Annotated in this window: 21 protein-coding genes; 12 read left to right on the top strand and 9 right to left on the bottom strand. The window is 68.4% G+C overall.

The window, feature by feature from the left end; all coding sequences use genetic code 11:
- Positions 1-160 precede the first annotated feature (160 nt).
- Entirely contained in the window at positions 161-490 is a 330-nt protein-coding gene (locus BJ986_RS00345) for a VOC family protein (RefSeq protein ID WP_179420185.1), read from the top strand.
- Positions 491-518: 28 nt separating this feature from the next.
- Here BJ986_RS00345 and BJ986_RS00340 read toward each other — a convergent pair whose 3' ends face one another.
- Positions 519-2063: a phospholipase D-like domain-containing protein gene (locus BJ986_RS00340; RefSeq protein WP_179420184.1), complete on the bottom strand. Its 1545-nt coding sequence runs from the start codon at positions 2061-2063 to the stop codon at positions 519-521.
- A 39-nt stretch (positions 2064-2102) separates the two neighbouring features.
- Positions 2103-2618 carry a nitroreductase family protein gene (locus tag BJ986_RS00335; protein ID WP_179420183.1) on the bottom strand — a complete coding sequence of 172 codons (516 nt, stop codon included), beginning with the start codon at positions 2616-2618 and terminating at the stop codon, positions 2103-2105.
- A gap of 119 nt (positions 2619-2737) precedes the next feature.
- Between BJ986_RS00335 and BJ986_RS00330 the strand changes: the two genes are divergently transcribed.
- Positions 2738-3076 (top strand): DUF4760 domain-containing protein, encoded by a 339-nt coding sequence (locus tag BJ986_RS00330; RefSeq protein ID WP_179420182.1) that lies wholly within the window; start codon positions 2738-2740, stop codon positions 3074-3076.
- A gap of 49 nt (positions 3077-3125) precedes the next feature.
- On the opposite strand, the gene BJ986_RS00325 is transcribed toward BJ986_RS00330, so the two are convergent.
- Together BJ986_RS00325 and BJ986_RS00320 are read right to left on the bottom strand one after the other, a co-directional pair.
- Positions 3126-3761 carry a dihydrofolate reductase family protein gene (locus BJ986_RS00325; protein WP_179420181.1) on the bottom strand — a complete coding sequence of 212 codons (636 nt, stop codon included), beginning with the start codon at positions 3759-3761 and terminating at the stop codon, positions 3126-3128.
- Between the two features lie 97 nt (positions 3762-3858).
- On the bottom strand, positions 3859-5421 hold the full coding sequence (locus tag BJ986_RS00320; protein ID WP_179420180.1) for a phospholipase C: 1563 nt from the start codon (positions 5419-5421) through the stop codon (positions 3859-3861).
- Positions 5422-5633: 212 nt separating this feature from the next.
- Here BJ986_RS00320 and BJ986_RS00315 point away from each other — a divergent pair, with 212 nt between their 5' ends.
- Positions 5634-6389, top strand: coding sequence for a hypothetical protein (locus tag BJ986_RS00315; protein ID WP_179420179.1), 756 nt, complete (start codon positions 5634-5636; stop codon positions 6387-6389).
- A gap of 24 nt (positions 6390-6413) precedes the next feature.
- On the opposite strand, the gene BJ986_RS00310 is transcribed toward BJ986_RS00315, so the two are convergent.
- A complete protein-coding gene (locus BJ986_RS00310) occupies positions 6414-8774 on the bottom strand; it encodes a TIM-barrel domain-containing protein (RefSeq protein WP_179420178.1) in 2361 nt (786 codons plus the stop codon).
- Positions 8775-8853: 79 nt separating this feature from the next.
- Between BJ986_RS00310 and BJ986_RS00305 the strand changes: the two genes are divergently transcribed.
- The 3 genes from BJ986_RS00305 to BJ986_RS00295 all read left to right on the top strand — a co-directional run bounded on the left by BJ986_RS00305 (position 8854) and on the right by BJ986_RS00295 (position 12068).
- Positions 8854-10206: a class II 3-deoxy-7-phosphoheptulonate synthase gene (locus tag BJ986_RS00305; RefSeq protein ID WP_179420177.1), complete on the top strand. Its 1353-nt coding sequence runs from the start codon at positions 8854-8856 to the stop codon at positions 10204-10206.
- Positions 10207-10251: 45 nt separating this feature from the next.
- Positions 10252-11313 (top strand): threonine aldolase family protein, encoded by a 1062-nt coding sequence (locus BJ986_RS00300; protein ID WP_179420176.1) that lies wholly within the window; start codon positions 10252-10254, stop codon positions 11311-11313.
- A gap of 524 nt (positions 11314-11837) precedes the next feature.
- Positions 11838-12068 carry a hypothetical protein gene (locus tag BJ986_RS00295; RefSeq protein ID WP_179420175.1) on the top strand — a complete coding sequence of 77 codons (231 nt, stop codon included), beginning with the start codon at positions 11838-11840 and terminating at the stop codon, positions 12066-12068.
- Positions 12069-12143: 75 nt separating this feature from the next.
- On the opposite strand, the gene BJ986_RS00290 is transcribed toward BJ986_RS00295, so the two are convergent.
- The 3 genes from BJ986_RS00290 to BJ986_RS00280 all read right to left on the bottom strand — a co-directional run bounded on the left by BJ986_RS00290 (position 12144) and on the right by BJ986_RS00280 (position 15522).
- Entirely contained in the window at positions 12144-13070 is a 927-nt protein-coding gene (locus BJ986_RS00290) for a hypothetical protein (RefSeq protein WP_179420174.1), read from the bottom strand.
- A 381-nt stretch (positions 13071-13451) separates the two neighbouring features.
- Positions 13452-14237: a hypothetical protein gene (locus tag BJ986_RS00285; RefSeq protein ID WP_179420173.1), complete on the bottom strand. Its 786-nt coding sequence runs from the start codon at positions 14235-14237 to the stop codon at positions 13452-13454.
- A gap of 469 nt (positions 14238-14706) precedes the next feature.
- Positions 14707-15522 (bottom strand): hypothetical protein, encoded by an 816-nt coding sequence (locus BJ986_RS00280; protein WP_179420172.1) that lies wholly within the window; start codon positions 15520-15522, stop codon positions 14707-14709.
- 122 nt (positions 15523-15644) lie between these two features.
- Between BJ986_RS00280 and BJ986_RS00275 the strand changes: the two genes are divergently transcribed.
- The 4 genes from BJ986_RS00275 (at position 15645) to BJ986_RS00260 (ending at position 17503) form a co-directional block, all read left to right on the top strand.
- Positions 15645-16106 carry a hypothetical protein gene (locus tag BJ986_RS00275; protein WP_179420171.1) on the top strand — a complete coding sequence of 154 codons (462 nt, stop codon included), beginning with the start codon at positions 15645-15647 and terminating at the stop codon, positions 16104-16106.
- 197 nt (positions 16107-16303) lie between these two features.
- Positions 16304-16777 carry a hypothetical protein gene (locus BJ986_RS00270; protein ID WP_179420170.1) on the top strand — a complete coding sequence of 158 codons (474 nt, stop codon included), beginning with the start codon at positions 16304-16306 and terminating at the stop codon, positions 16775-16777.
- A gap of 49 nt (positions 16778-16826) precedes the next feature.
- On the top strand, positions 16827-17063 hold the full coding sequence (locus tag BJ986_RS00265; protein ID WP_179420169.1) for a hypothetical protein: 237 nt from the start codon (positions 16827-16829) through the stop codon (positions 17061-17063).
- A gap of 167 nt (positions 17064-17230) precedes the next feature.
- The gene (locus BJ986_RS00260; RefSeq protein ID WP_179420168.1) at positions 17231-17503 is read left to right on the top strand and encodes a hypothetical protein; all 273 of its coding nucleotides are present in this window, start codon (positions 17231-17233) and stop codon (positions 17501-17503) included.
- A gap of 32 nt (positions 17504-17535) precedes the next feature.
- Here the strand turns inward: BJ986_RS00260 and BJ986_RS00255 are convergent, their stop codons facing one another.
- Positions 17536-17877, bottom strand: coding sequence for a DUF2750 domain-containing protein (locus BJ986_RS00255; protein WP_238338121.1), 342 nt, complete (start codon positions 17875-17877; stop codon positions 17536-17538).
- A gap of 144 nt (positions 17878-18021) precedes the next feature.
- On the opposite strand from BJ986_RS00255, the gene BJ986_RS00250 reads away from it, so the two are divergent.
- Entirely contained in the window at positions 18022-18432 is a 411-nt protein-coding gene (locus BJ986_RS00250; RefSeq protein WP_179420166.1) for a hypothetical protein, read from the top strand.
- Positions 18433-20812: 2380 nt separating this feature from the next.
- Entirely contained in the window at positions 20813-21346 is a 534-nt protein-coding gene (locus tag BJ986_RS00245; protein WP_179420165.1) for a hypothetical protein, read from the top strand.
- Positions 21347-21590 lie beyond the last annotated feature (244 nt).

The following is a 21590-nucleotide window of genomic DNA, read 5'->3' as shown; positions in this document are numbered from 1 at the left end:
GTCGGCGGATCCGTCGCCGGATCGATCGGCGGATCGATCGGCGGATCGATCGGCGCATCGATCAGGATTCGAGAAGCGTCGGTCCCGGGACGGCTCATAGCCTCGTCCTCATCGACATGACGGTCGACGACCTGACCGTCCTGAACCGGAGGTGACGAAGATGAGTCCCACGATCCGCAGTCTGGTGATCCCGGTGTCCGACCTGGACGCCACGAAGGCCGTCTACACGGCGTTGTTCGGGTCACCGCACACCGACGAGTCCTACTACGTCGGGTACAACGTCGACGGCTTCGAGATCGCCCTCAACCCTGCCGGAGCCGGTGGGGGACCGGTGGCCTTCGCGGACGTCGACGACCTCGACGCGACCCGGGAGACCCTCCTCGCGGCGGGTGCCACCGAGCGCGACGCACCGCGTCAGGTGGCACCCGGCGCCCGCGTCTGCGTGCTCTCGGACGCCGACGGCAACCCGATCGGGCTGCGCGGGAAGTAACCGCCGCCGACGTCCGACCGGACGGCACTCACAGTCGTCGCATGACGCGCAGGGGCAGCGGCCGGCCGTCGGGATCGTAGACGGTGCGGTAGAGAAGTTCTGCCCAGGCCCGGGTGACCCGGCCCAGCGGGGGGTCCACGAGAGGACGGAGCTGCCCGGGTGGCCTCGGTCCCCGGCGGCCCGTCCGGTGCCACTGCTCCAGGGCCGCGGCGGCGTCCGCGAAAGCGTCGAAGACCTCGGCGCGGGCCGGGGCCGGCGCCGCGGCCTCCAGGCCGAGGTGCTCGCGGACCAGCTCGTCCCGCAGCCCCCGCGCGTAGTCCTCGTGGGCGACCGCCGCCGAGATCTCGGAGTCGTGGGTCCACGAGCGCCGGTTGAAGTTGTCGGAGCCGACGCTGGCCCACGAGTCGTCCACGATGCTCACCTTAGCGTGGACGTAGATCGGCCTACCCTCGGCATTCTCGATCCCGTAGAAGGCCACCCGCCCCGGGGCGGCCTCGCGCAGGGTCCTGATCACCGTGTCCCGACCTGCCAGGTTGGGCGGCATGGAGAACCGCCCGTCCTGGTCGGGGCGCAGCGGCAGCACGGCGACCATGCGCAGCTCCGGACGTCGGCGCAGGGCGTCGGCGAACGCGCTGGCCACCTCGACCGACCACAGGTACTGGTCCTCGACGTAGATCAGCTCCCGCGCGCCGCGCAGCGCCTTGCGGCAGCCGCGAGCGACACTGCGCTCGCCCTGGGGGGCGAAGGGATAGCCGCCCAGGCGCCGCGGATAGGTGCGCAGCACCTGGACCGGGTGCGGACCCGTGGGCTGCGGGTCGGGCAGCTGAGGCGGCAGCGGCGTGGGACGTTCCGGGTCGTGGCGCAGGGCGTCGGCCGTGCGCCGCAGCGGTGAGCGGCTCATCCGCTGGGGGTCTTCCCACCGTTCGCGGAACACCGTCTCGATGTCACCGACCACCGGGCCCGTCAGGCAGAGCTGGACGTCGTGCCAGGCGGGACGCGGGCCGTAGGCGGCCGCCATCGACTGCCGCTGGGGGTCGCCGTGGTGTGCCGCGTCGTCCCTGCGGCTGTGGCACAGGTCGATCCCGCCCACGAACGCCACGTCGTTCTCCGGGCGTCCGGGATGGCGCAGCACCACGAACTTCTGGTGGTGCGAGCCGCCGGTGCGGACCCGCATGTCGAGCAGGCACTGCCCGCCGGCGGCGTTGACCCCCTCCTGGAGGGTGCGGTTCTCGGTGTTGGAGAAGGCGAGCCGGTCCCAGTGTGACCGCCAGATCAGACCTCGGACGTCCACCCCGCGACGTGCTGCCGCCGCGAAGATCGTCGCCACCTCGCTGCCAGCCTCGCCCGTCAGCCGCTCGTCCGGGTCGCCGCGCCAGTCGACGAAGAGCAGCAGGTCCCCTCGTCGGGTCTGGTTCACCCGCTCGGCGAGCTCGGCGAAGTAGGTGGCCCCGTGCACGAGAGGGCGCACGAGGTTGCCGTGACTCCAGGCCGAGGTCGGGGTGTGCCGGCTGTCCAGCCGGGTCGCAGGGTTGCCCCGCTCCGACGGGCTGAGAAACCACTCCGCGAGATCCACGCTCGGATGGTAGCCAGTGCCGGCCGTCGAGGCGGACGGTTACCACCCTCCGCGATGCACGACCTCGTCGAAGGGGCGCCGGTTCAGGCGTTCGAGGACGGCCAACGGCTTGTCCGATGGATAGCCGACGGACAGGACGTAGGCCAGGAACCGCCCCTCGGGGAACCCCAGGACGGATCTGGCCTGGTCCTGGTCGGCGGCTGCCGCATGGCCCGTGCCGATGCCCAGGTCCGCTGCGGCGACGGTCATCGCATACGTGGCCTGGCCGAGGTCGTACTGGAGAAGGGCCGACTGGCGGTCATCCTGCGGTTCGGGTGCGACGATCGCGATCGCGGCCGCCGCCCCGGCGACATGTCGGGCGCCCTGCCAGACCTTCGCCAGCTCGACCAGCTGGGCCCGGTCCGTCACGAGGACGAAGTCCCACGGCTGCCAGTTGCCTGCCGACGGCGCCCGGCGGCCAGCCTCGAGGATGCGGTCGAGCGCCTCGTCAGGGACGGGCTGCTCGGTGAACTGCCGGACGTTTCGTCGCGCCCGCAAGGCGTCCCAGGTCTCCACCGTCCCATCGTGCGCCTGCGATACGGCATACGGAAGTCTCGTGCGAACGACGTATGGCGTGGTCAGGGTGCTCGGCGTAGCGTGCCAGTCCGGACGGGCTCGACTCTGGAGGGTGGGAGATGGCAGATCGACAGGACGGCTCACTTCTCGTGCAGCTGGCGCAATGGGGCTCGGCGATGGGGCTCGAAGAGGCGATGCAGGCCGTGTGGGCGGACGACTTCGACCCCGAGACCGCTTCCGCGCAGGACCTGCTCGTGTCCCGGGTGCTCAACTGGGGAGAGACCATCGGGACGCTCACCAAGAACGGGCTGATCGACACCGACCTCGTGCTCGACTGGTGGTGGGTCGCGGGTGTCTGGGCACGCGTCGGGCCGGCCGCTCGTGCCCTGCGCGACAAGCAGGGTGTCCCGGAGCTGTACGAGAACTTCGAGGCACTGGCGGCCAAGCAGAGCAGCTGACTCGTCCCAGGGCAGCAGCTGAGCGCGGGGCGGTGCTGACTGCCGACGGTCAGGAGCCGAGCTTGCGGGTGAACGTGAGGTGCGTGACGCCGCTGGGGGAGGAGACCGACTCGATGTCGTAGGTCTGCTCGAGCGAGTCCAGGCCGTCCCAGACCCGGACCCCACGACCGAGCAGGATCGGGACCTGGACCAGGTGCATGTGGTCGACGAGCCCGGCGGCGAGGAAGTCGCGGACCACGGTGGGGCCACCGCCGATCCGGACGTCCTGACCGCCGGCCGCTTCGCGGGCAGTCGCGAGCGCCTCGGCCGGGGTGGCGTCGAGGAAGTGGAAGGTGGTCCCGCCCTCCATCTCCATCGAGGACCGGGGACGGTGGGTCAGGACGAAGGTCGGGGTGTGGAACGGCGGGTTCGGGCCCCACCAGCCCGTCCAGTCAGGGTCGTCCTGCCAGCCGGGCGGCCCGAATTTGTTGGCGCCCATGATCTCGGCGCCGATGCTGTGGCTGTGGCGCTCGGCGAAGGCGTTGTCGAGCCCTTCGGACCCTCCCGCGCCCCAGAACCGGGTGGCGAACATCCAGTCATGGAGGCGATGGCCGGCATGACCGAACGGTGCCTCGAGGGACTGCGGCTCGCCCGTGGCGAAGCCGTCGAGGGAGATGGAGAAGTTGTGGATCCGGCTGAGCGACATCGGCGCCTCTTCTGCGGTGGTCAGTTCGCTCGCCGGCCGGACCAGGTGCGTGGCCGGGAGCCCGAGTCGACGGTATCCCGGCCACGCACCCTGGGTATCAGTCCTTGGGCTGACCGGTGCTCGGGTCGAGCAGCAGGCGCTCGGTGGTGCGCTGTCCGCCGCTGAAGGCGAACAGGTTGTCCAGGCTGCCGGCCTTGGCGTCGAACGAGCTGTCGCCGACGCGTCCGGTGTTCCAGTTGTCCTCGACGAACTTCAGGATCGAGGTCTGGTCGGTGATGGTGTGGTCGACGAAGTTGGACTTCGCGTAGGGCGAGATGACCAGCAGCGGCTGGCGCGGGCCGTAGCCGCAGCGGTCCTGGTACCCACCGGACACGCGCGCGGGGTTGGCGCCACACTGCCCGGGAGCGGTCAGGGCGTCGGTGGGGTCCTGTGACTGGTTGACGATCGGTGACATCTGGTGGTCGTACCAGCCGTCGCTGTCGTCGTAGGCGACCACGACGGCGGTGTTCTTCCAGTCAGGCGTCTTCTGCAAGCGGTTGACCGTGTCGACGAGGAAACGCTGCTCGTCGAGCGGCGTGGAGTAGCCCGCGTGCCCGTCCTGGTATGCGGCCGCCTTGAGGTAGCTGACCGCCGGCATGGTGCCCGCGTTCACCGCGGACCAGAAGTTGCTCAGGTCGTACTGGTGGTTGGCCGGGCCGGCGTGGCCGATCTCGGCCACCGACGCGGGCGGGGTGTGCTGGGGGTTGGCCGTGCTGGGGTAGTACTGGAACGGCTCGTGGTGGGGGATGTAGTCCTTGCTCGTGACCCCGCCGATGTCGGTGTGGGTGGCCGCGCAGTCGGCGAAGCCGCCCTGGAACCAGCCCCAGCTGACGCCCTTGGCGTTGAGCAGGTCACCGACGTTCTTGTTGGTGGACCCCGGCACCGTGCTGCTGGTGTCGCGGGTGTCGCACTTGTCGCCGGTGGGCTGCGGGTCGCCGATGACCGTGCTGCTGGTGGCAGGCACCGCGGTGCCATCGGTGGTGAAGCCATGGGTCTGGCCCGAGATGAGGTTGAGCGCTCCCGGCGTGGACGGCCCGAAGGTGCTCGAGTAGGAGTTGTCGCTCATCGCGAAGTGCTGGGCGTAGTTCCACAGACCGGTGACGGTGTTGCCGTCGTAGTAGCCCATGACCAGGCCCTTGCCGGTGCCGTAGTCCGCACAGGTGCCGGCGCCGCGGCCGACGGTCTCGACGAACTTGTCCATCGCGCCGGCGTCGAACGCCTTCTGCTCGTCGGTGTAGTTGTGGTCCTGGTCGCACGTCTGCGCCTGGTTCCGGCCGAGGCGGAACGGCTGCACCGAGTTCGGGTTGTTCGGGGCCTGCAGGGACGGCCCGAGCCCGTTGACGCCGGGCGTGCCGGGCTTGGCGACGAAGCGCGGCTCACCGGCGGGGTTGGCCGCGTGCGGGTAGGTCGCGAAGTAGTGGTCGAAGGAGACGTTCTCCTGGTAGATCACGACGAGGTGCTTGATCGGCGTCGTGGTCGCGGCAGCACGCTCTCCGTGGTGCGACGCGGCAGCGTGACCGGAGGCGGTAGCCGCGACTGCCGGGACGCCCGCGACCAGGAGGGCCGCGGCTGCGGTGATCAGCGGGATCCGCCCGCGGCGGAAGGTGGGTGAGGAAGTCATCGACGAGCTCCTTGGGTTGCCAGGCGACCACTGCGATGCGGTCGAGGCCACGCTATTCCCCAGGTGAAGCTATCGGCGGTGAGTACGTGTCCGGGAGGTGAACAGTGCCCCAAGGAGAGGGGACGCGACCATCGCGCCGTCACGTTCCATCGGTCGACCCGACTGCGCCCTGTGGAGGACACTGTGCGGCAGACCGTCGCGAAGGAGCAGCCATGTCGTTGTCAGCGTCGCCGCTGCCTCCGGAGGCAGTGCACCCCACCGTGCCATCAGCCCAGGAAGCCGACGACGGACCAGGTCACGGCAGTCCGGCCGAGGCGGTGTCTGCTGGTGTCAGGGCGCAGATCCTGGCAACCGAGCACTGGAGCCTGCTGGCAACCCGAAGCATGACGTGGTCGGAGGTCATGAGCCGGATTGCCATCCACCTCACGGTGGCGTCGGCATCGCTGGTCGTGCTGGCGCTGTTCGCCCAGCACTCGGGCTTCGGCGGCGCCTTCCGGGTGATGGCGATAGGGCTGGCTGCTGCCGTGCTGGTCATGGGCATCCTCACGCAGGCCCGCGTGATCAACGCCAGCGTCGACGACGGGTCCGCCATCCTCGGGATGAACCGGCTGCGGGCGGCATATCTCGAGATCGACCCCAGTTTGGCGCCCTATTTCGTCACCTCCTCGCACGACGACCAGCAGGGGCTCATGGACACCTACCTGATGGGGTGGCCCCGCTCGACCTTCAGCCACGTGCTGGCGAGCACCACCATGTTCATGACCGTCTTCAACGCCATCGTGGCCGGGGCACTGGGCGCTCTCGTCTCGGGCGCAGCCGGGGCCCAACCCGCCGTGATCGCCGTCGTCGGCAGCCTCGTCGGCCTCGGCTTCGTCGCAGGCGAGATCCTGGTCGGGCAGCGCACCTTCGGCTCCCTGCGGCAGCCCTCTCGCTTCCCCACCCCGCGTCAGTCCCGCACCGGCCCGTAGCCGCACCCCTGCTGGCCGGGTCCCTCAGTACTCGGCGAGCAGGAGCTCGAGCAGCGCCGCCTCGACCTCGCGGTCGAGCTCGAGGCCGCGCAGGCGGGCGGCCGCATCGGTCGGGCCGTCCGCCGACTCGACCAGGGCGTATGCCGTGCGCTTCAGGTTGTAGTCGATCCGCGCCCGGTCGAGCACCTGGCGTGCCTGCTCGAGGGTCCGGGCCCAGCCGAACGGACGGAGGTCGTCGAGGGTGACCCGCAGGCCGTCGGCGGTGGCGACCTCGCCGAGGGCGAACCGCGTGCCGCAGGTCTCGGGGGAGGCCGTGACGTCCGTCTTCCCGGTGGAGCGTGCCGTGCCGGCCTCGACGCCGAGGACGACCAGCGACCAGGTGCGCGAGGGCGGGAGGACGTCGACCGCGCCGGTGGGCGGTGCGATGACCACGGTGGCGGTGGCCTCGTCCCAGGTGATCGACGTGACCGCGGTGCGTGCCGCAGTGCTGCCGTCGTCCTCGACGAGGTCGAACCGGCCGTCCGCCCCGACCGCCAGCACGAGCTCGAGGTGCTCGGGCAGCGTCGTTCCGACGGGCTCGTCACCCTGGCCCGCCAGGGGCAGCAACGCTCCCGCACGCGCCAGCACCGGCAGGGTCTCCAGCGGCCGGTGCAGTCGCACCTGCCTCCCGCCGCGGTAGCGCGTGCCCGTGAACAGGTCGGTCCAGACTCCCTCGGGCAGCCAGGCCTGCACGCTGCCGAGCCCGAGGACCTCCTGCTGCGGGCTGGTGATCGGGGCCACCACCAGCTCGGTGCCGAACCGGAACTGGGTCGGCACGGCATACGCCTCGGTCGCTGCGGGGTCCGCCCAGTACATCGGCTCCACGAGCGGGACTCCCTCGCGCGCCGCGCGGGCGTTCATGGTGTGCAGGTAGGGGACGAGCCGGTGCCGCAGCCGCAGGAACACGTCGATGGTCGCGCGGGCCTGGGCGGGAAAGGTCCAGGGCTCCTTGCGGATGAAGGGGTGCAGCGTCGAGTGCAGTCGCATGATCGGTGAGAAGACGCCGAGCTGCACCCACCGGACGGTCAGGTCGTCGTCGCGGCTGCCGTACCAGTGCCCGCCGATGTCGTGGCTCCACCAGCCGTAGCCGATGTTGGAGGAGCTGGCGGTGAAGTAGGGCTGGAAGGCCAGGGAGTCCCAGGTGATGTGGGTGTCGCCGGAGAAGCCCACCGGGTAGCGGTGGCTGCCCGGACCGGCATACCGGGAGAAGGTGAGGGGCAGCTGACCGCGCCGGGCGGAGTCGTTGAAGTGCTCGATGTTCAACAGCCACAAGGGATCCACGCCAGGGGTGCGGCTGAACGAGCCCTGCTGCCAGTCGAGCCACCAGAAGTCGACGCCCTCGTCCTCGAGCGGGTGGTGGAGCCGTCGGAAGTAGGAGTCCATGAAGCGCGGGTCCGTCGGGTCGAAGGCGACCGCGCGCTCGCTGGCGGGGTCGACCCCCATGTCCCGGGCGACCTGCGGGTAGGCGTCCTCGAACGCGCGGACGCCGTCGGCGGGGTGGACGTTCAGCGTCACGGCGAGGCCGCGACGGTGCAGCTCGTCGAGGAAGGCGGGCGGGTCGGGGAAGAGGTCGCGGTTCCACGAGTAGCCGGTCCACCCCACGCCGAACCGCGGGTCGATGTCGACCCAGTGCCAGTCCATGTCGAGCACCGCGACCGACAGTGGCACATGCTCCGCGTCGAACCTGTCGAGCAGCTCGAGGTACTCGTCGGCGGAGTAGGGGTGGTAGCGGCTCCACCAGTTGCCGAGTGCCCAGCGGGGGAGCAGCGGCACCGCCCCGGACACGGCGTAGAGGTCGGCGACCGCGGCCCGGTAGTCGTGGCCGCGGACGAACAGGTAGAGGTCCTGCGTGCCCAGGCGCCGCGCAGTCGCACGCCCGTCCGCGATGAGGAACGACTCGGAGTCGTCGATGACCGCGATGCCGCTGCGGGAGACCACCCCCGGGCCGAGCGGGACGGCCCCGTCGACGTCGTCGAGCGTGCGTGCGGTGCCGCCGAGTCCGTCGGCCGGCTGGCCGTAGCGCCACTCGCTGGTGTGCGCGTCGGGCATGGCCGAGGTGGCCGTGACGACCAGACCACTGGGGCTGAACGGCTCGCCGTCGTAGTCGAGGTGCAGGCAGTCCGTCGAGAGCTCGATGCGTCGGCCCGAGCGGTGCACCTCGACGTCGGGCACCGGGAGCGCCCGGTTGACCGCGAACGTGCTGGCCCGGTCCTCGAAGTCGCCCGACTCCGACCACTCCAGCCGAAGGAGGCCGGGCGTGAGGACGGTGATCCGCCAGCGATCGCCGGAGACCACCGCATCGGGGTGGGCCACGGGGTTGCCTGGGACGGTCAGTCGCGAGTCCACGGGTCCCTCCTTCCCGACGCAGGGTATCGGGATCTGGGCCACAGGACGGGGTGGGCGTCGTGCCGCCTATCCTTGAGCAGTGAGCACCGCCCAGCACCACGACGTCCTCGCCAGCCTCGCGGCCGGGGCACTCCTTCCCGCTGCCCAGCAGCCGGAGTGGCCCGACGCCGCGCGCCTCTCCAGCGCTGTCGCCGAGCTCGCGTCGTATCCACCCCTGGTGTTTGCCGGAGAGTGTGACGTCCTGAAGTCCCGGATGGCCGCCGCAGCCCGCGGCGAGGCCTTCGTCCTGCAGGGCGGGGACTGCGCCGAGACGTTCGCCTCCGCGACCGCCGACAACATCCGAGACCGGGTCAAGACCATCCTCCAGATGGCCGCGGTCCTGACCTACGGCGCGTCCGTCCCGGTCGTCAAGGTCGGTCGGATGGCCGGCCAGTACGCCAAGCCCCGCAGCAGCGGAGCTGAGACGCGCGAAGGAGTGACGCTCCCGGCATACCGCGGCGACATGGTCAACGACTTCGACTTCACGCTCGAGTCGCGCACCCCCGACCCGCAGCGGCTCGTGCAGGCCTACCACGCCAGCACGGCCACGCTGAACCTCGTGCGCGCCTTCACCCAGGGCGGCTTCGCCGACCTGCGCCACGTCCACGACTGGAACCGGGGCTTCGTCGCCAACGCCGCCAACAGCCGCTACGAGCGACTCGCCAAGGACATCGACAAGGCGATGAAGTTCATGCAGGCCTGCGGCGCCGACTTCGACGCCATGCGCACCACCGAGTTCTTCTCCGCGCACGAGGCGCTGCTGCTCGACTACGAGCGTCCGCTGACCCGCGTCGACAGCCGCACCGGCGAGCTCTACGACACCAGCGGCCACTTCATCTGGGTCGGCGAGCGCACCCGCGACATCGACGGCGCCCACATCGACTTCGTCTCCAAGGTGCTCAACCCGATCGGCATCAAGCTGTCGGCGAAGGCCGAGATCGACGACGTCCTGCGGCTCATCGACAAGGTCGACCCCGACCGCGAGCCGGGGCGCCTGACGTTCATCACGCGGATGGGTGCCAGGACCGTGCGCGACGCGCTGCCGACGCTCGTCGAGAAGATCACCGGTTCGGGCGCGCAGGTCACCTGGATCTGCGACCCCATGCACGGCAACACGTTCGAGTCGGCCAGTGGCTACAAGACCAGGGACTTCGACGACGTCGTGGAGGAGGTGCGCGGCTTCTTCGAGGTCCACCAGGGCCTGGGCACCGTCCCCGGCGGCATCCACGTCGAGCTGACCGGCAACGACGTCACCGAGTGCATCGGTGGCGCCGAGAAGATCCTCGACGCCGACCTGAACAAGCGCTACGAGACGGTCTGCGACCCGCGGCTGAACCACCAGCAGAGCCTCGAGCTGGCCTTCCTCGTCGCCGAGATGCTGGCCAAGGACTGACCTCCCGGGCGGCCGCGGCGCGGGGTCACCTCCTAGGCTTCAGGCATGCCTGACGCGCCCGTGGTCGACCTGCTCTCCGACACCCTCACCCAGCCCACCGAGGCCATGCGGCGCGCGATGGCCGACGCCCCGGTCGGCGACGACGTGTTCGGCGAGGACCCGACGGTCCGACGGCTCGAGGAGCGGGTGGCCGAGCTGCTCGGTCACGAGGACGCGTTGTTCGCGCCCACCGGCTCGATGGCCAACCAGCTGTGCCTGCGGCTGCACGTCGCCCACGGTGAGGAGCTCGTCGCGGACTCCCTCGCCCACGTGCTGCGAGCCGAGATGGGTGCCGCCGCGGTGCTGTCGGGGATCTCGTCGCGGTCCTGGGTCGCCGACCACGGTTTGCTCGACGCGGCCCAGCCGCTGGCGCTGATGATCCCCGACGGCGGCACCTACCAGGTCAACACCCGTCTGGTCGTTGTCGAGAACACGCACAACTTCGGCGGCGGCACGGTCCAGCCGCTCGAACAGATCGAGGCACTGCGCGCCGGCACGCAGCCGCGTGGCGTGGCGATGCACCTCGACGGTGCCCGGCTGTGGAACGCCCACGTCGCCACAGGTGTCCCGCTCGCCACCTACGGTGCGTTGTTCGACACCGTGAGCGTGTGCCTGTCCAAGGGCCTCGGCGCCCCGGTCGGCTCGGTCCTCGCGGGCTCGCGCGACCTCATGGCGCAGGCGCGGATCTGGCGCAAGCGGTTCGGCGGCGGCATGCGGCAGGTCGGCATCCTCGCCGCAGCCGGGCTGCATGCCCTCGACCACCACGTCGAGCGGCTGGCCGACGACCACGCCCGGGCGCGGCGCTTCGCCGAGGCCGCGGCAGCCGCGGCCCCGGGCTCGATCGACCCGGAGCGTGTGCAGACCAACATCGTGGTGCTCGACGTGGCAGCGACCGGGTGGACTCCGGCGGGCTTCGTGCAGGAGGCGGGCCGACGGGGCATACGCCTCTATCCGGTGAGCGCCACGGCGGTGCGCCTGGTCTGGCACCTCGACGTCGACGACGCCGGCACCGACCGAGCCATCGCCGAGCTGGTCCCGATGCTGCAGGCCGGTCCTCAGACCTCGTGATGGAGCAGCTCGGCGGATGCGCGTTTTACCGGATCTGCCGATGAGCGGTAACGACTACGGCCGTGGGAAGGCGCGCACCTGGCCGGCGCTGGGCAGTTGCGTGGGCATCTCATCGGTCGCCCATCCGTACTCCAGACAGTCGATGTAGCCAGCTTCGTTCAGCCAAAGGAGCAAGAGCCCAATGTCACGGGCCCTCGGCGTCAACTACTGAGGGACCGCCTGGAACAGGGCTGTCAACACCGCTGACGGGAGGGCAATCGTCCGTCACACGCAACTGCATCATGGTTACCGGACCACTGATGTACTCGAGACTTTCGGCCTGCACGAGCAGCGGGGGCCGCACCTCAGCCGGAGCGTGCTGAATGACGGTCCGTACGAGCGACCGCAAGGCTTCGATGGGGGGTGGCACGTTTGGCATGCCAAGCAGGGTAGACCGACGATTCGACGCACGCTCATGCCGCGTTCCGCGCAGTCGATCCCCGAATTGACAGCGTCATCCGTGGGAGTGCCTCTAGCCTGCACGTATGAGTGACGACCGCCGCCTCACAGTCGATGAGGCGTATGAAGCGGCCTACCGCTTCGTTTGGCAGTACGCGGAACGCGAGCCAACGAGCGATGCGCTGCAACTCATGCTGGTCAGCATGGAGCCGACAGACGACGCGTATCGGACAAGCGATCCGGCGTCGTGGGAAGACTGGCTCAACTGCGTGGCCGATACAGGACGCACGACATTGCCGCGCTTCCCCAGAGCGTAGGAACCAGAGGCAGATCCGTGGCGGACGCCCGCTCATGCCGCAATCCGCGCACGGGCTGGTCTTGAGTCATTCGTACTACTCGTAGGACATCGAGCGGATCTTCCACCCCTTGTCGCGGTAGAAGTACAGCCGAGCCACCGTCCGCTGTCCGGCGCAGCAGCCACCCACCTCGGTGAAGTGGACGGTTGCGGTGAGGCTCTCTACGCCGGTGATCGTGGTGACCTTGATGCCAGTGGCGACCTTCTCCGGATGTGCTCTTCGCCGCGAAGCGTCGGCGGTGCAGGCCGACATGGGCCGGGCTTGGTCGGCCCATTGGGTAGCGACGAACTGTGGTGTCACGAGCGTGCGGCACGCCTTGGTCGCGTCCGTCGTCAGGTCGAACGCTTTGGTCGCGGCGGCGACGGCGGCCTTCTCCATCGTCGGGAGTTCGCCGTCGCACGTGTCGGCGTGCATGAGCTTGGCCAAGCGGTAGCGCTCGGTGTAGGCCATTTGCACACGGTCGCCCGCAACCTGCAGCTCTGCCGGTGACGTGGCCGCGGCCTCGGCCTCCCGACCGGCGCGGATATCTTCGACATTGACCAGGAACTCTTCAAACACCCCTGCCAGGTCCGCCGGCGGCCGCAGCACCTCGAGCCTCGGCTGCCACTGGTCCATCGACTGCAGGACCAAGCCCGAGAAGCCGGACAATGATGCGGAACTGCCTCCCGGGTATCTTTCGTCGGCGGCGCGCTGCAACTGGTACGTGCGCAGGCAGTACGTCATGAGGCCGTCCCTGAAATCGGCCTTCACCCGCGCCGGGTCCACGACTGCAGCCGTCGGCGAGACCGCCGACTTTGTGGGCGACGCACCCTCCGTGGCCCGGACGGGCGGGGTGGCCGGGGCGGAGCCGGTCACGTCGGCAGCCGACGGAGCTGTGGAACCGGGCCCGCAGGCGGTTAGGGCTACGGCGGTCGCAATGACGACGGCGGCTTCGATCAAGCGTGCAACGGTGCGGAGAATCATGGTTCGGACACCGTACGGACGAGCGGCTGGCGCCGAGGGCGTTTCAGGATCTTCGGCACTGAACGGCCTGGGCCAAGCGCAGCGGTCGCGCTTGCCACTCTGACAGGAGTTGGCAGTGTCGCAGCCCGCAGGAAAGCGTCAGCGCTGACTGCACAACTTCCTCATCTGCCGCCGTCCGCGCGGTCCTGCCGATGACGGTGCACATATTGTGTGCGTCTGGCGCACGCGGGAGCCTCCTCACCGCGGGAGCAACTCGATGGGTAGCAACGTGCTGGCGTCGAGGAGCCCATCTGTGTGACCCTCAGAGTCGATGTCGAGATTCAGCATTCGTTTGGTCGCTCGGGTGAGCGCATCCGTGGGAGTTCCACGCGCGCCGGCCGGTTACGAGACGGCGGCGCCCGTGTCGCCGAGTAGTTTCGTCGCCTTCTCGAATGCGAGGCGGGTGGCACCCTCGACGTCCTGACGCGTGGCCGCGATGAAGTTCAGCGACACCGCGGTGTCGCCGAAGTCGGTGGAGACCATGGTGAGCTCGACGTTCTTCAATGGGCCGTCAATCCCGGTGACGCGCACCGCTATGGGGTCCTTCCCGTACAGGGGCGGGTTCACGACCTGGACGATCATGGAGGAGGTGCCAACGCCCGGCACGGCGAGTCTGACCCCGTGACACGCGGCCGCGGCCGATTTCGCTGCGACCGCAAACGCGGCAGCCTTGCTGGCGCTCCCGAAGGTGTCGAGGGACTCGCCGACTACGGGCCCGGCCCGGCCTGCGGTGAACGAGACCATCGCACTGGCCGTCGTGCCGGGCGTGACGGTCGCGTTGGTGATCCGCACGAAGGGGGCGCACTTTGGGTCCGTCGAGGTTGCCTTCGGGCCGTTCTTGGCGGACGCGTCGGGCAGGAGCGTGAACCCCGACGGCAGGTCGCTCAACGTCAGCAACGCCTTCTTGAGGTCCCCGGCGGTCTTCGGCGCGGCGGCCGCGATGGCGACGCTCGAGGGGGGAGCCGCCGACGGCGCCGAGGCCGCGGGGGCCGCGGCCGTTCGTCCGGAGGCAGATCCGCTCCGGGGTGTTGCGGAGGGGGCCGGCGCCCCGGAGCAGGCGGCCACTGAACCAGCTACGGCAACGGCAGCGACGGCGACGGCGACGAGAACATGACGGTGAAGTTTCACGCGGCGGAGATTACCCAGGTCGCCCGTGCAAAGTAGGGCGTTTGCATGCAGACCTACCCAAAAGTTCAATTTGATCGCGAAAGGACGATCTTCCTCAGGGAATGCGGAGAAACACCTGTCGGTGGCGGGTGATGGTCATACTGCCAGGGGTGTCGCACGGAACCGTCCGCACATGCCGCAGGGAGTGCACTCAGTTGAGAGCCGGAACCGGCAGCCGACATCCGGGCGCAGTTGACTCCCGCTGATCGTGTTCGAACTCGTAGGCGCACTCCCCGCACATGCCGTCGAAGTCATTGCCGGACCCGGGATGCTCGGACCAGGGATGGTCGCACTCAAGGCAGACACCCAGCTGACGGAGTTGTCGAACTCGTTGTCGGTGCGCCCTACGCCGCTCGAAGTACCCACTCACGCGGTCAAGCATCCCTCACGATGTGTCCGCTCATGGCGCGATCCGAGTGGAGCCGAGCGCCTACGACTGCAGCCGTTCGAGGTACCACCGAACGGCGTTCAAGGTCTCGGGAGGCAGGCTGTTCCTATGCTCCGAGTCCTCGACGACGAGCAAGGCTTGAAGGGCGGCTCGGCGGTGCCTGTCGTCCCTCGAGCGCTTGCTGCTGGCGGCCCCGGCGATGAGATCTTGCGCCGCGTCGAGGCTGACTAGAAAGTCGTGATAGCTCCCGTGAGCTTCGCCGATCTTTGGTGCGACTGCCTGAGCCATGAGCCAGCCCAGCATTGCTTGCTCGTCGGTGCGTTCCTGAGCGACGCGGCGGATGTTGCGCCACCACGGCCCGGGTGCCCGGACACGCATGACGGTGTCGGGCTCTACGTTCGCTGCGGCCAGAGTCACGGCTTCCTGGATGACGCGGTCGTAGTCGTCGGCGTCGAAAACCGCCGAAGTCAGCGAATCGAGCATGAGGGGTGGGCGGTACTGGTCCTCCCAAGCCCAATCGGTCCACGCAACTGCGTGGTCATCGCGTGACACCCGTACGGTCAGCGCACCGCACATTAGGTCTCCGCAGGAGCAGACCAGGAGCGGCACCCGCGAGGGATCTTGCGCGTCGCTGTCGAAGGACGCTTCGCCGGCGAGAACTGCGGCGCCATCGACGTGGAGATGCTCGAAAGGGGTGACTTGGTAGTCGAGCGGTCCGATCTCGGTGATAGCCACAAGGTCGCCCAGGGCTTTGCCGTTGAGGACGAACTCGACACGCTTGGCGACTTCGCGAACGACCCACTTGCCGTCGACAGCATTGGCGATTGTGGGCGCCGTAGACAGGGTCAGAGAGGTCACGCGACCATCCTCGCTCACCCCGGAGTCTTCCCGCCGCGAACGCACTCATCTGCCGCGATCCGCTCATGCCGATGACAGCGTGGGTGCCCCTACCCGAAGCGGTCGCATGGGAACCTTCGAGCGTGACAGTTGATCCTCGCGAACCCTTGCTGCTTCGGCCTCCACTGGCGTATCGAGCGGCTGGTTGGGGCTTCGTCCTTTTCGGGTCCTTCTTCGGGCTCAGTGGGGTCGTTCAAGACGGGTCAGACTCCTACGACTGGGGGGCCGGGGCGATGATGGGGGTCTTGGTTGGGTTGTCGCTCGGCTTCGGCATATCCATCAGCACTGCAAAGGCAACGGTCAACAGTTCGGCCATCCGGTATGAGTACGGCTTCGTCCGGCGGGCCATTCCTTCCAGCGAGGTCGAATCGGTAGCGGTCGGCCCCGGCAGTGGCCTTTACTACCCGCGCATCTGTCTCCACATCGATCAACGCGGCCGAGACCGGCCGCTCCGCCTGCTTGCGCTGCAACGGCCTGACACAGCGAAGGGTCGTGCTGTGCTCGAAGAGACTGCTGCGAACGTGCGTGCAACGGTCGGCGTCTGAGCAGACGGACCTCCCGCCCACCGCTCGCTGGTGCGGCGTTCGCCCGTACTCAAGACCCGTGTATCCGGCCGCCTATCGGTTGCCAACGCGAATGTCCGCTCTTGCCGATGACAGCGCACCGGACGGCTTGCCCCGGCAGGCCACGTGATTGATACCGAATTTCAAATGTTCGACGGCGCTCGTGCGAAGATCCGCCCGTGGACTTCCTGGCTGACATTCTCGGCGCCCTCCTCACCGGGGCTGCCCTTGAGTCCTTCGGGAATCGCGGACTTGGCCCCCGGGCAAGGCAGCGGCGCGTCGAGGAGTATGCGCGTGGGCAGAAGGTAGCGATCCCCGTGCGCTGGGAGGACCAGCCGCCACTCAACATCGACGGTTCACCTCGCGCACCCCTGACTCGCGTCCCCGACATGCTCAATGGCCGGCTCGCCCTTACGTGCCAGTCGGGAAGCCTCGTCGGCGCTCGCCACTGGCATTCGATCCTCGGCGACTTCGAACCGTTCTGGCAGCGGGCCTCCTCCGGCCTGCGCCGCGCGACCGTCTCCGTAGTCGAGGACAACGGCCATACGGCGATCCGCATCCCCGGCACGGGGTTTCAGGCTTCTCCAGTCATGGTGTTCACCACCAGCGACTTCAAGATCGTGCTCGACTGCCTCGACGTGCGTCGGGATTGACCTAGCGAACGCACTGACATGCCGCGATCCGCTCGGCTACCGTCTCAGTGTGGATGAGGAAACGGCGACGGCTTTGCAGGAAATGGTGGACTGCGCGGAAGCCTTCCCAGGCCAGTTCAAGCCGGAGTTCGAACTGGGCTACTGGGCGGGGGTGCGCGCCAGTGCTCAGCGCTGGTACGTCCGGTTCGAGGGCGACATCGTCGACAACGAGTTCACGGTCTTAGGAGAAACTGCCGTGGAGGCGCTCCGTCTCGCAGTTCGCGAGGCGCAGGCCCGCATTCCCTGAGAACGCCCTCATCTGCCGCGATCCGCTCGTGCGCTCGGCACCTGTGAACACCTGAGTGGCAGTCGGGCGGCCCGCGGGAAGGGTGATAGCCAGGCTGGCGCAAGCAGCCGTCAGGGCTGATCGAGTCCACACCTCGATGGCGGCACCCACACCTACACTCCCTTCACATGACGGGAAGGCACAGCAGGGTCATGTCTCCTGCGGCTCACTGGCGTCGCTACGCCACCATCCGGCTCGAACAGACTGGGCACTTCCACGCCATGCCCGGATGGTGGAAGACGATGGTCCTGGTGGGCGCGGTCCTGACCGGCCTTGGCTTCGGGCAATTGCAGGACGGCTTGCTTCCAGGGGTCGTCACGCTGCTCGCGGGGATCGCTCTCACCATCTACATGATGTGGCTGCGGAGACGGGCCGGAGGCAGAGGGCTCATCCGATTCTGAGGGCGTCCGCAATTGCCGCAGTCAGCGTGTATTCAGGCCGGACCGCCCGGGTCGCCCCGCAGTCGGCTTGCGACATCGGACGAGGCTACGTCGTATCCAGTGGCCCCAGCGCCAGACCAGTTGAGGCCAACTCGCGTCGCGTCTCGGTCAAGCCCCGGCAGCCATCGTGAGACGAACTCTTCGAGCCTCAGCTCGACCACCTCGAAGCCTTCGTATGCAGGCACAGAACCGACGACTCGCTCCGCTCTGCTCCGAAGGGACCAGAAGGGCATGGCACGGGCGCCGTCGCCGTTGAGCGGTGCGGGGAATCCGTATGCGTCGCGGATCGCCCAAACGGAGCCGTGTTTAGTGACTTCTTCGTAGAAGGACGCCATCTGGGCGGCACTGACGGTCATGACCACATGCTCTCCGACACCGTCCTACACCGCACTCATTTGCCGCGATCCGCTCGGGGGCTGTCCGTGAGGGGAACTGCCGATCATCGGACATGGGGCAGGCGGCTCAGTAGCCTCGCCCGCATGGGATTCTTTGGGACCTTCGTCTACGCCGATGGAGCATGGACAGAGCGCGAGGACACACCGCCCACGGGGTCGTCACTGCGTGTTGACATTCACGACAGCGACATCGCTCAGATCGACTATCGGCCCGCTACGACCGGCGTTGGCCGGTTCTATCTCGGCTACGAGCCCGCGATCTACTTCGAGGATCCTTCAGCAAGCCAACCCGTTGATGGGAAGGCAGAGGCGCTGGGGTTCAGCGAATGGGTCAAGCACATCGGCGGACCGCTGATAGCGCCCGAAGAGATTCTGTCGCTGCTGGCGGATCCTGGCGGGGCAGAGCCGGAAGAGGTCTTCGCCGAAGACGCCGTTGTTAAGCTGCTCGGCTTGGCGGGTCTGCCATTGCCCGAGTCCATGGAGCAGGGTGGCTGAAACGCCCGCTCATGCCGCGTTCCGCGCGATCTTGCGGCGATCCGCGCGCGGTCTTGCCGATGGGCGGTGGTTCTCCGAGTACCTCCAGCAGGTCAACCCAATGCGGCCGGCCCTGCGCCAGGATGCGAGGAATGGATAGACCAGGCCCGGACAGCAAGGACGACCGCGAAGCGCGGTTCCATGGCGACAACGTCGACCTGTGGGCCTTCAAGTGATCGTCGCCGAGGATCCGTGGCAGTCCTACAAGACAGCACTGCGTGCAGCAGGCGAGCGACGCGGGTGCAGGTGACGAAGCCCTCATCTTCTGCTGAGGGGGCTTGGGCGGCCCGAGACGGCCATCAATTCGAGGGGAGCGACTCGATCTATTCGGCGAAACCTCTTTGAGCCGGTGACGAGAATAGAACTCGTGTGTCCAGCTTGGGAAGTGGGCGAACCACCGCAGGGACGTGCTCAAATGGCTGACCGTGGGTGACCCTGTGGACCCGTGCTGGACCGTCCATTGGGCACGTGGTGGGCACGCCGTCCCGGCCTGCAAGCTTCGTCCCGACGCACGTACGCAGACGGAGTGCCTCGACTCGCCGGCACGGCGCTGGTCCATCGGGGTCCACGGTTGTGCCTAGAGACCCGTTCCGGGTGTCACTCATCTTGCCACTCAGCGGAGCCGGACGCCGCATCCGCTCTCGCCCCGATGCCGGGCTTGCCTCTGCATTCAGAATGCGGACTTCCGGTCCACGCCCGGTGGCCGCCTCTCAGTCAGAGCTCTAGGAAACCCGGCGGGTGCGATGCGTCGGTGTGGGAGACTGCCGCCACAGAGTGCGAGGGAGGGCGTGTTGCTCGGTGACCTACTCGGCGGCCTCTTCCGCGAGTTGCTAGTCAGCCTCTTCGTCGGGCATGTGAATGATCGGAAGGCTGCCCGCCTGCGCGCTGACTCGATGGTCCAGTGCTCCATGCGCGTCGTGCAGTCTCAAGGTCAGCCGGCGGTGGCAGCTGCGTGGGTGACCATCCTCGACCTGATGGACCGTCCGGCGCTAAGTCATCGGTGGCGGGCTGGCACGGCCCGACTGAGTCCGGGGCTGATGAACTTTCATGGGGTCACGTTTCAAGTACGCGAAGTGAAACGCTCGTCAGCCCGGAGGCCGACATGGCGCGAGGTGTGGGCTGGTACTGGCCCTGGATGTGTCGTACTGCCTATCCACACCGAGATGGGCATGGTCGAGTGGGCCCTAGCCAAAGATCAGGTTGAGTGGGCCTACGGGCGGGTGGCGCCAGCGTCATTGATCGATCCGGCGTCAATCGTCGAGCATTAGGGCGACGGTCCCGGGGCTTGTCGCAGTTGATCCGTAGTCGAAACCGCGGTCGGTCCAGCGCGTGCAAACGACAGGATCGCAGCACCCATCATTCGGTCGGGCGTCCAGCCGAAGCGCCTTCCGTCCGCGCCTTGGGTAGCAACCGCGTTAGCGTGCCGCGGAGATGTCGAGGGACGATCAGGGATTGCCGACTATGGCCCAGATCAGCGTTAGGGCAAGCGCGATCCTGCTCACCCAGACAAGAGGCATAACCGCCACCCCTGCCTCACGTCCCAACTCGATGACACGCCAGTCCAGCGGACTGCTGACCACTTGGCGGGTGAGCGTTCGACGAAGCTGCCCGATCAGCGGCAGGTCAGAGCCACCTGACATCTGCAACGCGCACCTGCACGCCGGGCGGCCCTCGGTGGGCTGGACCGCAGAGGCAAAGGTGACTTCAACGCGCTCGTTAGTCACCTCGCCGGTGACTGCCCTCAGCCACAACTCTCTTCCGGGAACTCCGCTTCTGCCGTGATACTTCGGCTCGTCCGTACTGGAACCTTTTCGACCATCCGATGTTGCTGCCCATCCGCGTCCACGAGGGCGAACTCAATCCACCCTGGCTGGTCATCCGCGACCCAACGGAGCACCTGCGCGCGGACCATCGCGTCTGCCATGCGCTCACCCAAGGGCCGATTGACCGCTCAGGCCGCAGGGTGCGCGAGCCGTGAGCGTCCTGCCCCTTTCTCGTGCGACACTCCGGGCATGTTGAGGGAAGTGGCGTACGCACTAGTGGCGGCGGCGGTTCTATACGTCGTGGTCAGTGTGCTGTTGAAGTTCGTCGAGGCCCGAGTTCGTGCGTCCGAGGGAGTCGAGGCCGAACGTGCGCCAGGGGCCGACGAAGCCTCACCGCGGCCCCCTCGGTAGAAGCACGCTCACGTCCGCTCATGCCGCCGTCGGCGCGATTCTGCCGATGCGTCGGCCATGACCGCCCGGGACAGGTACGGTCTCCGCGTGACCTACGAGTTCTGCGCCGCGGGCGAGCTCGACGGTTCGACCAGGCCGCCGCAGGTGACGTCGTGACCATGACCCGGATGACGCGTCCGCGGCCCGGCGGGATCCTGGACCGCGCGTTCTGGGTCGCTACGGCAGCCGCCGTCGTGTGGCTGATGGTGGGCGTCGGCGGCGACCTCGGCCCAGCCTGGGACGCCGCCCATGGGAGGGGGCAGCGCGGCACCCTGACCGTGCAGCGCTCTGCGTGCGGGCGCACCACATGCACGTATACCGGCTCGTTCACCTCCTTCGACGGGACGGTGCGGTTGCCTGAAGCGGATGTCGCCGAGTTCCTGGTCACCCTCGACCGGGGCCAGCGTGTGGCCGTGGTCCGCCCGCCGAGCGGCGGAACGCGCCTGTACCTCGCTCGCGGCTCGCGCGCGTGGGTGGTGGACACCGTCCTGCTCGTGGTGTGCGGCCTTGCCGTGGCCACCATGGCGTGGCTGGTCCTGGTCAAACGCCGCCTGAGGCTGGCGCTGCCCGCAGCACATCGCCCGACCGGGATGGACCGGACCCGTCCCGGCGCCAAGCCCAGGCAGGCGAAACCACGCCGGCGGCAGTCACGACGTCCCTAGTCGGGTGACGGGAACCCGCGCACGTACCTACCCGCGCTAGGCAACGCCGCTTCTCGGCGCTGGTGGCCGATTCGAGGTCGCCATGGTTCCAAGACCTGCTAATCCAGAACGCACTCATCTGCGGCATTCCGCGCGGGTCGCGGGGGCGTGCTCGCGCAGCAGAGGCAAGGGCAGGACGGGTCTGTCGCGTGCGTGACATGGTGCACAGGGTGCCCGCCAGTCACCTACAGCAACAGGGACGCAG

It is taken from the genome of Pedococcus badiiscoriae (genome assembly GCF_013408925.1).
In the GTDB taxonomy this organism is placed as follows: Bacteria; Actinomycetota; Actinomycetes; order Actinomycetales; family Dermatophilaceae; genus Pedococcus; species Pedococcus badiiscoriae.
The sequence above is the reverse complement of the archived record's forward strand: the minus strand, read 5'-3'. Positions and strand labels throughout refer to the sequence as shown.

Coding starts and splice junctions, on each gene's coding strand:
- BJ986_RS00260 (WP_179420168.1), top strand. CDS start 17,231: ATGACGGGAAGGCACAGCAGGGTCATGTCTCCTGCGGCTCACTGGCGT.
- BJ986_RS00245 (WP_179420165.1), top strand. CDS start 20,813: ATGACGCGTCCGCGGCCCGGCGGGATCCTGGACCGCGCGTTCTGGGTC.
- BJ986_RS00320 (WP_179420180.1), bottom strand. CDS start 5,421: ATGACTTCCTCACCCACCTTCCGCCGCGGGCGGATCCCGCTGATCACC.
- BJ986_RS00325 (WP_179420181.1), bottom strand. CDS start 3,761: ATGTCGCTCAGCCGGATCCACAACTTCTCCATCTCCCTCGACGGCTTC.
- BJ986_RS00295 (WP_179420175.1), top strand. CDS start 11,838: ATGAGTGACGACCGCCGCCTCACAGTCGATGAGGCGTATGAAGCGGCC.
- BJ986_RS00315 (WP_179420179.1), top strand. CDS start 5,634: ATGTCGTTGTCAGCGTCGCCGCTGCCTCCGGAGGCAGTGCACCCCACC.
- BJ986_RS00290 (WP_179420174.1), bottom strand. CDS start 13,070: ATGATTCTCCGCACCGTTGCACGCTTGATCGAAGCCGCCGTCGTCATT.
- BJ986_RS00255 (WP_238338121.1), bottom strand. CDS start 17,877: ATGGCGTCCTTCTACGAAGAAGTCACTAAACACGGCTCCGTTTGGGCG.
- BJ986_RS00300 (WP_179420176.1), top strand. CDS start 10,252: ATGCCTGACGCGCCCGTGGTCGACCTGCTCTCCGACACCCTCACCCAG.
- BJ986_RS00250 (WP_179420166.1), top strand. CDS start 18,022: ATGGGATTCTTTGGGACCTTCGTCTACGCCGATGGAGCATGGACAGAG.
- BJ986_RS00345 (WP_179420185.1), top strand. CDS start 161: ATGAGTCCCACGATCCGCAGTCTGGTGATCCCGGTGTCCGACCTGGAC.
- BJ986_RS00330 (WP_179420182.1), top strand. CDS start 2,738: ATGGCAGATCGACAGGACGGCTCACTTCTCGTGCAGCTGGCGCAATGG.